Origin of the sequence: Acidiphilium sp. 34-64-41 (genome assembly GCF_002282635.1) — a bacterium.
GTDB lineage: Bacteria > Pseudomonadota > Alphaproteobacteria > Acetobacterales > Acetobacteraceae > Acidiphilium > Acidiphilium rubrum.
The window spans coordinates 25,593-37,833 of record NZ_NCJX01000044.1; the positions used below are offsets into that span (position 1 = coordinate 25,593).

Below are 12,241 nucleotides of genomic sequence, written 5' to 3' on the forward strand. Positions count from 1 at the left end.
AGTTGGAAGGTCAACCCTGCACGGGGATGCGGCGGGTTCAGCCGGTCAGCAGGGCGATGGTGTGGCGGGCGATCATGGCTTCTTCGTCGGTCGGGATCACCCAGACCGCGATTTTTGCGTGCGGCGCGCTGATGATCGGGTCGGCGCGGTCGTTGGCTGAAGGGTCGAGCGTGATGCCGAGATGGCCGAGCTTGTCGCAGATCATGCGCCGGACCGGTGCGGCGTGTTCGCCGATGCCGGCGGTGAAGATCAGCGCATCGAGCCCGCCGAGCGCCACGGTGAGGCCGGCGATTTCGCGCGCGGCGCGGTGGCAGAACAGATCGACCGCGAGGCGGGCATCGGGTTGGTCGCTCGCCAGCAGCACGCGCATGTCCGAACTTGCGCCGGAGACGCCGAGTAGGCCGGATTCGCTGTACAGGATGTGGCTGATCGCGTCCGGCGCCAGGGTTTCATGCTGCGCCATGTAGAGCACCACGCCGGGGTCGAGCGCGCCGGTGCGCGTGCCCATCATCAGCCCGTCGAGGGCGGTGAACCCCATGCTGGTATCGACCGAGCCGCCGTTGTGCATGGCGCAGGCGCTGGCGCCGTTGCCGATATGTGCTGCGATCACCCGTCCGGCGGCGCGCGTCGGATCGAGCGCTGCGAAGCGTCCGGCGATGAACTCGTAGGACAGGCCGTGAAACCCGTAGCGCCGCACGCCGGCTGCATGGTAGCGCGCCGGCAGCGGCAGGCGGGTCGCGACCGGCGGCATGGTGTGGTGAAACCCGGTATCGAAACAGGCGATCTGCGGCAGGTTGGGGCGGATTGCCGTGATCGCGCGGACTGCCGCCAGATTATGCGGTTGATGCAGCGGGGCCAGTGGCGTCAGCCGGTCGAGTGCGGCAAGGGTGCGGGCGTCCAGCCGGACCGGGGCGACGAAATCGGTACCGCCGTGGACGATGCGGTGCCCGACGCCGATCAGACGGTCGCCCTCGAGATGGGCTTCGGCCCAGTCGAGCAGCGGAGTCAGCAGAGCTTCGTGCGAGAGGGTCGCGCCGTCCGGCCAGTGGCGATCGACCAGGCGTTTGATGCGGCGCCTCGCCGATTTGCTCGATCTGGCCGTGTGCGATGCGCGCGCCGCCGGTTTCGACGATCGCGAATTTGATGCTCGATGAACCCGCGTTCAGCACCAGGACCGCGTCAGCCATGGTCATGCGCCACCATCAGCAGGGCGACCGCGCAGGAGGCGAGGCGGGTGCGGCTGTCGTCCGCCCGGCTGGTCAGGATGATCGGCACGCGCGCGCCGGCGACGACGCCGGCGGCATCGGCGCCGGCGAGGAAGGTGAGTTGCTTGGCCATCATGTTGCCCGCCTCGAGATCCGGCGCCAGCAGGATGTCAGCCTGCCCGGCGACGGCGGAGATAATGTTCTTTTCCGCCGCGGCGCTACGGCTCACCGCATTGTCGAAGGCGAGCGGCCCATCGATCAGGCCGCCGGTGATCTGGCCGCGCTCGGCCATTTTGCAGAGGGCGGCGGCATCCAGCGTCGATGGCATGGCGGGGTTGATGGTTTCCACCGCGGCCAGCACGGCGAGTTTCGGGGTGTCGATGCCGAGCGCGCGGGCAAGGTCGATCGCGTTTTGCGCGATGCCCGCCTTGGTCGTGAGGTTCGGCGCGATGTTGATTGCCGCATCGGTCAGCAGCAGCGGGCGCGGATAGCCGGGCACGTCCATCACGTAAATATGCGACAGCACATGATCGGTGCGCAAGCCGGTCTCGGCGTGCATCACCGCGTGCATCAGCTCGTCGGTGTGCAGCGCGCCTTTCATCAGCAGGCGGGCGGCGCCGTCGTGCACCAGCTGCACGGCGCGGGCGGCGGCGGCGTGGCTGTGGGGTGCATCCTCGATCCGCAGCCCGGTGAGGTCGAGGCCGGCGGTGCCGGCGGCGGCGCGGATCCTGCCTGCCGGCCCGACCAGAATCGGCACGATCAGCCCGGCGGCGGCGGCATCGAGCGCGGCGCGCAGGGTCACTTCGTCGCACGGATGCGCGATGGCGGTGGTGCAGGGGCCGCGCGCGCGGGCGAGGCCGAGCAGGGTGTTGAAGCGTTCATGCCGGGTCAGCCGCACATCGGGCAGCGCCATGGCGGGGCGGCTGATGGCTTCGGTGGGCGCCTGCACCAGCGCGGTGCCGCGCAGAACGACGACGTTGTTCTGATTGACCGCGCTGCAATCGAGGGTGAGGCGGTGTTTTTCAGCCATCCGCTCGGTCACCGTGACGCTCGCGGTGATCGTATCGCCCGGGGCGACCGGCGCGCGGAATTGCAGGCTCTGATCGAGATAGATCGTGCCCGGCCCCGGCAGACGGGTGCCGAGCACCGCCGAGATCAGGCCGGCGGTCCACATGCCGTGGACGATGATGTGGTGGAACATGTCGGTGCGGGCATATTCCGCATCCATATGGGCAGGATTGATGTCCCCTGAAATGTAGGCGAACAGGGCGATGTCATCGAGGGTCAGGGTGCGGCTGATCGAGGCGGTATCGCCGATCGCGATATCGTCGAACACGCGGTTCTCGATCAGCGAGGTGCTGAGCGGCGCGCGTTGGAATTTCTGCATGGCGATATCCTCAGCGTTCGTGGATGTAGGTGCCGGGGGCGGCGCCGAGCGGTGGATAGCCCGCGGCGGCGCGCCCCAAAGGCGGCGGCGGCACCGGTGGTGCGGAGCGGGCGTTGAGGAATTCGACCAGCATCGGCCACCATGAGCCCTCCTGCACCGGCGCGTGCTGCTGCCAGTCCTGCGGCGCGCGATAGGGATCGCCGGGGGCGCGGTGCTGGATGGCGAAGTGCCGGCGCGGATGGCCCGGTTCGCTGACGATGCCGGCGTTGTGGCCGCCCGAGGTCAGCACGAAGGTGAGAGGGCCGCGGTTGAGCAAATGCAATTTATACACCGAGTGCCAGGGCGCGATGTGGTCGCGCTCGGTACCGACGACGAATAGCGGGGCGGTGATATCACCGATCGAGACCGGCCGGCCGGCGGCATTCAGCCGGCCTTCTGCGAGGTCGTTGTGCAGAAACAGATGGCGCAGATATTCGGCGTGCATCCGGTAGGGCATGCGTGTTGCGTCCTGATTCCAGGACATCAGGTCGTTCGGATGGTCTGCCTCGCCGATGAAATAGCGCCTGATCATGCGCGACCAGACCAGATCGTTCGATTGCAGCATCTGAAAGGCGCCGGCCATCTGTGCGGAATCGAGATAGCCCTGACGCCACATGATATCATCGAGGAAGGCGAGTTGTGCGTCGCTGATGAACAATTGCAACGCGCCGGCCTCGGTGAAATCGGTCTGCGCGGCGAACAGCGACAGCGAGGCGAGGCGCTGATCGCCATCGCGCGCCATGGCGGCGGCGGCGATGGCGAGCAGCGTGCCGCCGAGGCAATAGCCGGCGGCGTGGATGCGCGGCGCTGCGGTGATGGCGCTGACCGCATCGAGCGCGGCCATCACGCCATCGGCGCGGTAGTCATCGAGCCCGGTGTCGCGGTCCGCCGCGGTCGGGTTGTGCCAGGAGATCATGAACACGGTGAAGCCCTGGCCGATGAAGTAGCGCACCAGCGCGTTGTGCGGCGAGAGGTCGAGAATATAGTATTTCATGATCCAGGCCGGTACGATCAGCAGCGGTTCCGGCCGGACGGTTGCGGTGGTGGGCGCGTATTGGATCAGCTCGATCAGTCGGTTGCGGTAGACGATGGTGCCGGACGTGACCGCGACATCGCGCCCCGGTTGCAGCGGCAGATCGGTATCCGGGTGCAGGGCGTGGGCGACATCCTGCATCAGGTTTTTCAGCCCGTTGCGCAGCGAGGCGCCGTTGCTGGCGCGGGCGGCCTCGGTCACGTCAGGGTTCAGCAGCGGCAGATTGCCGGGCGCCATCGCATCGAGTGTCTGGCGCGCCATGAAGCTCACCATGCGCTCATGCGCGGCATCGACGCCGGCGATGCCGGTGGTGGCGTCGTGCCACCAGCGTTCGGTGCGCAGGAACTGCTCCTGATACAAACGGTAGGGCATGTCCTGCCAGCGCGGATGGGAAAAGCGGCGATCGCCGGCCGTGGGTTCGGTCGGCGTCTCGGGCAGGCCGAGCGCGATGCGGCCGATGGCGGCGGCATCCTCGAACGCCTGGCGGGCGAGGTTCAGGCGCCGCGCCGGCTGGTTGGCGAGATGGACCGCCCAGTCGCGCATCGCCAGGGTGAGTGCGGCGGGGGACAGGCCGCCGGTGACCTTGGCTTCGGCGGCGTGCAGGGCACGGTCGAACGGGTCGGTGGTCGCGACCGGTTCGTTGGTGATCGGCGGCATGATTGGGCCCGGTGGGGCGGGATCTGGCCGGCGGGCGGTGGGTCTTGCGCGTTTGATGTCGGCACTCATGGCGCGGTCTCCTGATTGGCGTGGCTCACGCCATGATGTGTTGGCCGCCATCGACCGGAATGATGGTGCCGGTGATGCGGGCGGCGGCGTCGCTGGCGAGGAAGGCGGCGAGCGCGCCGACATCCTCGATGGTCGCGAGGTGATGTTCGGGTGCGTCGCGCGCCGCGCGCTCCAGCAGTTCATCGAACCGGTCGATGCCGCTGGCCGCGCGCGTCGCGATCGGGCCCGGTGAAAGCGCATTGACCCGGATGCGCTTCGGGCCAAGTTCGGCGGCGAGGGCGCGCACGCTCGATTCCAGCGCGGCCTTGACCGGTCCCATCAGATTGTAATGCGCCACCACGCGCTCCGCGCCGTAGAAGCTGACGCTGAGCAATGCGCCGCCATCCTGCATCAGCGGTTCGGCGAGACGCGCGCAGCGGATGAAGGAATGGCAGGATACATCCATCGCCATCGCGAAGCCGCCCGCCGAACAATCGGTCACGCGGGCGTGCAGATCGTCGCGCGGCGCGAAGGCGATGGCGTGCAGCAGGAAATCGAGCCGGCCGTATTCCGCGCGGATGGCCGCGAACACCGCTTCGAGCGCGCCGGCTTCCCGCACATCGCACGCCAGCAGCAGCTTGCAGGGCAGTGTTGCGGTGACCGATGCGACATAGGGCCGCGCGGTTTCATTGAGGCAGGTGGCGGCAAGTTGCGCGCCCGCTTGCGCGAAGCGCCGCGCGCACCCTGCCGCGATCGAGTGCTCGTTCGCGATGCCGAGGACCAACCCGATCTTGCCGGTGAGGTCGATGATCGGGCGGTGCAAATCAGACGGTTCGGATGATGCGGCCATGATGTCCTCCTGGCGGGGTGCAGGAGGCGTTGTGTGCGCGGGATCGGCCTCTGTCGTTGATCCAGGTCAAACCCCGTGGTGTTGGGGTGGGATTCAGCCCGCGGGCGGCTTGGTGATTGCGGCGCCGGCCTGTTCGAGCGCTGCGAAGCCGCCGCCGCTGACATGGGCGATGTGATGCAGCCCGATGTCGTGCAGGGTTTTCGCAGCGAGTGCGGCACGGCCACCGGAGGCACAGAATAAAACGAGGCGTTTGCCGCTGGTGAGCGCGGGTTCGTGCATCGGGCTGGCCGGGTCGGCCTTGAATTCGAGCAGGGCTCGCGGGGCGTTGACGGCACCGGTAATGCTGCCGGTCTTGGCGAGTTCGGCCGGATCGCGCACATCGATGAAGGTGACCCTGGGATCGCCGATCAGCTTCACGGCTTCGGCGGGGGTGAGACGGTCCGTTGCGCGCGCGGCTTCGGCGACGTGCTGGCTTGAACTGTATGACATTGTTGCCTCCTGCAAAAAACTTGCCTTTCATATCGGACGTCACCGGTGCGATGACAATGGTGAAATGATCGGCCGCAGTCCTGCCGCGCGGGTTTTGCGCGGCCGGAGCGGATTGACTGGATCAATCGTCACGTTTGATTTGGATCAATGACCCGCGCCGGGCTTGCGCCTTTGATGCGCCGGTCGGGACCATCGGATACGGCCGCCGATTTTCGATCATCACGGGACGACTGCGGCCGGAAGGCCAGAGAGATCGCGGATGATTTCCTCCAACATCGGGGTCAGACATGAAAGCGCTCATCTATCACGGTCCAGGCAAGCAATCGCTGGACGATCATGAAAAACCGGTCATTACCGCGCCGACCGATGCGATCGTGAAAATCAGCAAGACGACGATCTGCGGCACCGATTTGCACATCATGAAGGGTGATGTGCCGACCTGCACGCCGGGACGAATTCTGGGGCATGAGGGTGTCGGCGTGATCGAGACGGTGGGGGCAGAGGTTTCGGCGTTCAAGCCGGGCGACCATGTGCTGATTTCCTGCATCAGCGCCTGCGGCCGGTGCGCCTATTGCCGCAAATCGATGTATTCGCATTGCACGACCGGCGGCTGGATTCTCGGCAACAGTATCGATGGCACGCAGGCCGAATTCGTGCGGATTCCCTACGCCGACAACAGCCTGTATCACATTCCCGCAGGCGCGGATGAAGAGGCGCTGGTGATGCTGAGCGACATTCTGCCGACCGGGTTTGAATGCGGCGTGCTCAACGGCCGCGTGCAGCCGGGCAGCGTGGTTGCCATTGTCGGCGCCGGGCCGATTGGTCTGGCCGCATTGTTGACCGCGCAATTCTACGCGCCGGCCGAGATCATCATGGTCGATCTCGATGACAATCGCCTCGAAATCGCCAAGCGCTTCGGCGCCACCGCGACGGTGAACAGCGGCGATGGCAAGGCTGTAGAGACCATCATGCGCATGACCGAGGGGCGGGGCGTGGATACCGCGATCGAGGCGGTCGGCGTTCCGGCCACGTTCGAGCTGTGCGAGAGCCTCGTTGCACCGGGCGGCGTGATTGCGAATATCGGCGTGCACGGCACCAAGGTCGATCTGCATCTGGAACATTTATGGGATCGCAACGTCACGATCACCACCAGGCTGGTCGACACCGTCAGCACGCCGATGCTGCTCAACGTGCTCCGCGCCAACAAGATCGATCCGAAACGCCTGATCACACATCATTTCGTACTCGATCAGATTATCGAAGCGTATGAAACCTTTGGCCATGCAGCCAAATCGCACGCGCTGAAGGTCATCATCACCGCGTGAGCCATAGCTGGCTTTGCGCATAACAACCACAAAGGACCAATTCCATGGGTTATCAAAGCGTCAATCCGTTCGATGGCAAGCTGTTGCAGACCTTCGTTGAACTCTCCGATGCGCAGCTTGAAGCAAAAATCGCGACCGCGACGGCATGTTTCGAAAGTTGGAAGCACAAATCCTACGCCGAGCGCGCGATCATCGTGAACAAGGCCGCCGCCATCATGCATGACCGGGCCGATGAGCTTGCCCACATCATGACGCTCGAAATGGGCAAGCGGATCAACGAGGCGCGCGGCGAGGTGGAGTTCAGCTCCAACATTCTCGCCTATTACGCCAAGAACGCCGCGAAGTTTCTGGCCCCCGAGGAGCTTCACCCGGTGATCGGTGATGCGCATATGGAGAGCACGCCGATCGGCGTGATCTTTGGCGTGGAGCCCTGGAACTTTCCGTATTATCAGCTGGCACGGGTCGCCGGGCCGCATCTGATGGCGGGCAATGTGCTGATGGTCAAACATGCCGGCTGCGTGCCGCAATGCGCGATCGCGTTCGAGAAAATCTGGATCGAGGCGGGCGGTCCCGCCGGGCTTTATACTAATCTGCTGATCACCCATGAGCAGACCGAAACCGTGATCGATGATCCGCGCATCAAGGGTGTAGCGCTGACCGGCAGTGTTGCCGCGGGACGCTCGATTGCAGCACGCGCCGGGCAGAATCTGAAGCCCTCATCGATGGAGTTGGGCGGCAGCGATGCGTTCATCGTGCTCGACGATGCCGATCTCGATCATACCGTGAAATGGGCGGTGTGGGGGCGCATGTATAACGGCGGGCAGACCTGCTGTGCGGCCAAGCGCGCACTGGGTGCATTGAAAGCCGGTGATCCGCTCGATGAGGCGACCACGCTGGGTCCGCTGTCGACCGAGGCGGCGCTGGTGCAGCTGCTCGAACAGGTCAAGGTCGCGGTGGCGCATGGTGCCAAGGTGGTGCTGGGCGGCAAGCGCATCGATCGTCCCGGTTCGTTCATGCAGCCGACCATCCTGACCGATGTGAAGCCCGGCAACCCGGCGTTTCGTGATGAGTTCTTTGGCCCGGTCGCGATGTTCTTCCGCGTCAAGAACGAGGATGAGGCGATTGCGCTGGCCAATGATTCCGATTTCGGGCTTGGTGGCTCGGTGTTCACCAAGGACATCGCGCGCGGCAAGCGGGTGGCCAGCCGGGTCGAGACCGGCATGATGTTCATCAATAACATCTCCTGGTCCGATGCCGAACTGCCGTTCGGCGGCATCAAAGACTCCGGCTATGGCCGGGAGTTGGGCGACATGGGCATTCAGGAATTCGTCAATAAAAAACTGGTCCGTTACGCGGCTGTCGAAGCACCGGTCTGACGCAGAGCCTCGTTTAACAGGTCAGCTATAATAAAGGGATTACCATGTACGTCAACGTCGCCGTCTTGAAGGAAACCCAGGTCCATGAGCGGCGCGTTGCCCTGGTCCCTGTGCTGATTGAAAAACTCACCAAACTTGGGGCCAGGCTGCACATGCAGTCTGGCGCCGGTGACGCGAGCGGGCTGGATGATGCTGGGTTCGACGATGTCGTTATCATGACCGATCGAACCGCAATGGTCGGTGCCGCCGATGTGGTGCTGGCGGTGCAGGCGCCGGCGGTTGCCGTGGTCGATGCGATGCAGGAGGGCGCGATCCTGATCTGCTTCGTCGATCCGGCGCATGATGCGGTATTGCTCGAACGCTTGCTGGCGCGGCGCATCACCTGTTTCGCTATGGCATCGATCCCACGCGTCACCCGTGCGCAGGCGATGGATGCGCTGTCGAGCCAGGCGGCGCTGGCCGGGTATTACGCGGTTCTGCTGGGTGCGACGCACTTGCCGCGCGTGTTGCCGAAGGTGACAACGGCGGGCGGCACGATCGGGCCGGCCAAGGTTCTGGTGATGGGGCTGGGCGTCGCGGGGCTCGAAGCGGTCGCGACCGCGCATCGGCTCGGCGCGATGGTCGAGGGGTATGACGTGAGGCCGGATACCGCCGGGCAGATTGCCTCGCTCGGGGCTAGTTTCGTGGCTACCGGCGTCGATGCGACGGGCAAGGGTGGCTATGCGCGCGCGCTGACCCCGGCCGAAACCACCAAGATCGATGCTGTGCTGACCACGCATATCCAGCAGGCGGATCTGATCATCACCACCGCGGCCATCCCCGGCCATCGCTCGCCGCGGCTGATCAGCAAGGCGCAGGTGGCGGGCATGAAGGCGGGTTCCGTCATTGTCGATCTTTCGGCCGAGGGCGGTGGCAATTGCGAGGCGAGCGTGCCGGGCGAGACGGTGCGGGTTGGTGGCGTGAGCATTGCGGCGCCGCTCAACGTGCCGTCCTGCCTGCCGGCGGATGCCAGCGCGCTCTATGCGCGCAACGTGTTCAACCTGCTCGCGCTGATGCTCAAGGACAATGTCATCACGATCGACTGGCAGGACGAAATCCTGGCGCACACCGCCATCACCCACGCCGGCAAAAGGGTCACGCCGAAGGCGACAACCCCGCAGAAAGCGGCATGAAAGCGAGATTGTCATGATCCATATCGATAGTTTCACCGGGCTCTATATTTTCATGCTGGCGGGGTTTGCCGGCTGGATCATCATCGGCCGGGTGCCGGCGATTTTGCATACGCCGCTGATGTCGGGCTCGAATTTCGTCCACGGCATCGTGGTGATCGGCGGCATCATCGTGCTGCTCGATGCGACGACGCTGACCGAACGCATCATCGGCTTCATCGCCGTGCTGCTGGGCGCCGGCAATGCCGCCGGTGGCTATGCGGTGACCGACCGGATGCTGGCGATGTTTCAGACCAGCGCGCATCCGGCGCATGCAAAACGACCGGCGCACAAGCGCGCCGCCCCTCACAAGAAAGTCTGAGCCATGATCGATCAGGTTTCACAATTATTGGTCGGTGCGGTCGATCTGGTGGCGGCATTTCTGCTGCTGTACGGGCTGCACCGGATGGCCTCGCCGGTCACCGCACCTTCGGGGATTTTCGTTGCCGGCATCGGCATGGCGGTTGCGATTCTGGTGACGTTTCTCGACATCGTCGGCGTCAGTGCCGCGGCGCGCCCGTTCCTGCCAGTCAATATCGGGCTCGCGCTGATCGCGCTGGTGATCGGTGGCGGGGTGTCGTGGTGGGGCGGCCGCAAGGTTGCGATGACCGCGATGCCGCAGATGGTCGCGATTTACAACGGCATGGGCGGCGGTGCGGCGGGGTCGATTGCGGCAGTTGAATTGTTCGCCCGTCACACCACCGGCATCGTGCCGCTGGTGGTGACGTTGCTGGGCGCATTGATCGGCGCGGTTTCGTTTGCGGGATCGATCATCGCCTGGGCGAAATTGCAGAGCATTCTGAACAAGCCGCTGCGCCTGCCGTTCATGCGCTACATCAACCTGTTCTTGTTTCTGCTGAGCCTGGCAGCGGGTGTGATGATCGCGGTGCTCAGTCAGAGCAGCGCGGTTTCGCCCGATTTCATCTACGGGTTCTTCATTCTGGCCATGCTGTTCGGCATCATGCTGACGTTGCCGATCGGCGGTGCCGATATGCCGGTGGTGATTTCGATCTATAATGCGTTCACCGGGTTGGCGGTGGGGCTCGAAGGGTTCGTGTTGCAGAATCCGGCCCTGATGATTGCCGGCATGGTGGTGGGTGCCGCCGGCCTGATGCTGACGATTCTGATGGCACGGGCAATGAATCGTTCGATCGCCAATGTGCTGTTCTCCAATTTCGGCGATGCGCCTTCCCATGCCCATGGCGCGATCAAGGGCGAAATGAAGCCGACCGCGCCGGCCGATGCCGGCACGTTCATGCGCTACGCCAAAAGGGTCATCATCGTGCCCGGCTATGGTCTGGCCGCGGCGCAAGGCCAACAGAAATTATTCGAATTCGTCAAACTGCTGCAGGCCGACGGGGTTTCGGTGAAATTCGCCATCCATCCGGTCGCCGGCCGCATGCCGGGTCAGATGGATGTGCTGCTCGCCGAAGCCGGCGTGCCGTATGACATGATTTTCCAACTCGATGACATCAATACCGAATTCGCCGAGACCGATGTGTCGCTGGTGATCGGCGCCAATGATGTCGTCAATCCCGCGGCGCGCACCGATAAATCCTCGCCGATCTTTGGCATGCCGATCCTGAATGCGGACAAGGCCAAGCAGGTCTACGTCATCAAGCGCGGCCAGGGCAAAGGCTATGCCGGTATTCAAAACGCGCTGTTCTACGCTGAGAATTGCAACATGGTCTACGGAGACGCCGCAGCGGTGCTCGCCACCATGATCGAGGCCGTGCGCGGCCTCGGCACCAAGGCGGCAGCGTAATCACCCAAGTCAATAGGAAACACACATGACAACCACAATGCATTCTGCCGTGGTCGAAGCCTTTGGCAAACCGCTGACCTTGCGCGAATGGGCAATCCCTACGCCCGGCCCGGGCCAGATCGTGGTCAAGACCGAGGCCTGCGGCGTCTGCCACACCGATCTGCACGCTGCCCATGGCGATTGGCCGCTGAAGCCGAAACTGCCGTTCATTCCCGGCCATGAAGGCATCGGCATCGTTTCGGCGGTTGGCGCGGGGGTCACGATTGTCAAAGCGGGCGATCGCGTCGGCGTTCCCTGGCTGTATTCTGCCTGCGGTCATTGCGAATACTGTCTGACCGCGTGGGAGACGGTGTGCGCCGAAGCGGAGTTCGGCGGCTATACGAAAAACGGTGGTTTCGCCGAATATATTCTCGCCGACCCCGATTACGTCGCGCATATCCCAGCCGGGCTCGATGCGCTTGCGGCAGCACCGATCATCTGCGCCGGCATCACCACCTACAAAGGGCTGAAGGAAACCGGCGCGCGGCCGGGCGAATGGGTCGCCATTTCCGGCGCCGGCGGGCTTGGGCATCTGGCGATTCAATACGCCAAGGTGATGGGGTTGATGGTCTGCGCGGTCGATATCGACGATCGCAAACTGGCCCAGGCCACCACCCTCGGCGCCGATTGCGTGGTCAATGCCAAATCGGGCGATCCGGCCGCAGCGGTCAAAAAACTCACCGATGGCGGCGCCCACGGCGTGCTGATCACCGCGCCCTCGCTGATCGCCTTCAACCAGGGTGTGGCGATGACGCGCAAGCACGGCATCTGCGTACTGGTCGGCCTGCCGCCAGGCGAATTTCCGATCCCGCTGTTCGAT

The 12,241-nt window shown here is 64.5% G+C and carries 10 protein-coding genes and 1 pseudogene; 6 read left to right on the forward strand and 5 right to left on the reverse strand.

Annotated features, from left to right (window positions below):
* Window positions 1-37: 37 nt before the first annotated feature.
* The 5 genes and pseudogenes from B7X49_RS10750 to B7X49_RS10770 all read right to left on the reverse strand — a co-directional run bounded on the left by B7X49_RS10750 (window position 38) and on the right by B7X49_RS10770 (window position 5,708).
* A pseudogene (locus B7X49_RS10750) lies at window positions 38-1,187 on the reverse strand (acetate/propionate family kinase).
* Entirely contained in the window at window positions 1,180-2,592 is a 1,413-nt protein-coding gene (locus B7X49_RS10755) for a bifunctional enoyl-CoA hydratase/phosphate acetyltransferase (protein WP_286704401.1), read from the reverse strand. Before B7X49_RS10755 ends, B7X49_RS10750 begins: the two are co-directional and overlap by 8 nt.
* A gap of 10 nt (window positions 2,593-2,602) precedes the next feature.
* Window positions 2,603-4,390 (reverse strand): alpha/beta hydrolase, encoded by a 1,788-nt coding sequence (locus B7X49_RS10760; RefSeq protein WP_286704402.1) that lies wholly within the window; start codon window positions 4,388-4,390, stop codon window positions 2,603-2,605.
* 25 nt (window positions 4,391-4,415) lie between these two features.
* Entirely contained in the window at window positions 4,416-5,219 is an 804-nt protein-coding gene (gene fabI / locus B7X49_RS10765; protein ID WP_286704403.1) for an enoyl-ACP reductase FabI, read from the reverse strand.
* A gap of 93 nt (window positions 5,220-5,312) precedes the next feature.
* Window positions 5,313-5,708, reverse strand: a complete 396-nt coding sequence (locus tag B7X49_RS10770) for a rhodanese-like domain-containing protein (RefSeq protein ID WP_286704404.1) — start codon at window positions 5,706-5,708, stop codon at window positions 5,313-5,315.
* 287 nt (window positions 5,709-5,995) lie between these two features.
* On the opposite strand from B7X49_RS10770, the gene B7X49_RS10775 reads away from it, so the two are divergent.
* The 6 genes from B7X49_RS10775 to B7X49_RS10800 form a co-directional block, all read left to right on the forward strand.
* Complete coding sequence (locus B7X49_RS10775) at window positions 5,996-7,033, forward strand: zinc-dependent alcohol dehydrogenase family protein (RefSeq protein WP_286704405.1); 1,038 nt, start codon at window positions 5,996-5,998, stop codon at window positions 7,031-7,033.
* Between the two features lie 44 nt (window positions 7,034-7,077).
* Complete coding sequence (locus B7X49_RS10780) at window positions 7,078-8,409, forward strand: NAD-dependent succinate-semialdehyde dehydrogenase (protein ID WP_286839294.1); 1,332 nt, start codon at window positions 7,078-7,080, stop codon at window positions 8,407-8,409.
* 44 nt (window positions 8,410-8,453) lie between these two features.
* Window positions 8,454-9,581, forward strand: coding sequence for an NAD(P) transhydrogenase subunit alpha (locus tag B7X49_RS10785; protein ID WP_286704407.1), 1,128 nt, complete (start codon window positions 8,454-8,456; stop codon window positions 9,579-9,581).
* A 13-nt stretch (window positions 9,582-9,594) separates the two neighbouring features.
* Window positions 9,595-9,939: a proton-translocating transhydrogenase family protein gene (locus tag B7X49_RS10790; RefSeq protein WP_029312653.1), complete on the forward strand. Its 345-nt coding sequence runs from the start codon at window positions 9,595-9,597 to the stop codon at window positions 9,937-9,939.
* Window positions 9,940-9,942: 3 nt separating this feature from the next.
* Window positions 9,943-11,382 carry an NAD(P)(+) transhydrogenase (Re/Si-specific) subunit beta gene (locus B7X49_RS10795; protein ID WP_286704408.1) on the forward strand — a complete coding sequence of 480 codons (1,440 nt, stop codon included), beginning with the start codon at window positions 9,943-9,945 and terminating at the stop codon, window positions 11,380-11,382.
* 25 nt (window positions 11,383-11,407) lie between these two features.
* The coding region (locus tag B7X49_RS10800; protein WP_286839299.1) for a zinc-dependent alcohol dehydrogenase at window positions 11,408-12,241 on the forward strand (834 nt) is incomplete at its 3' end.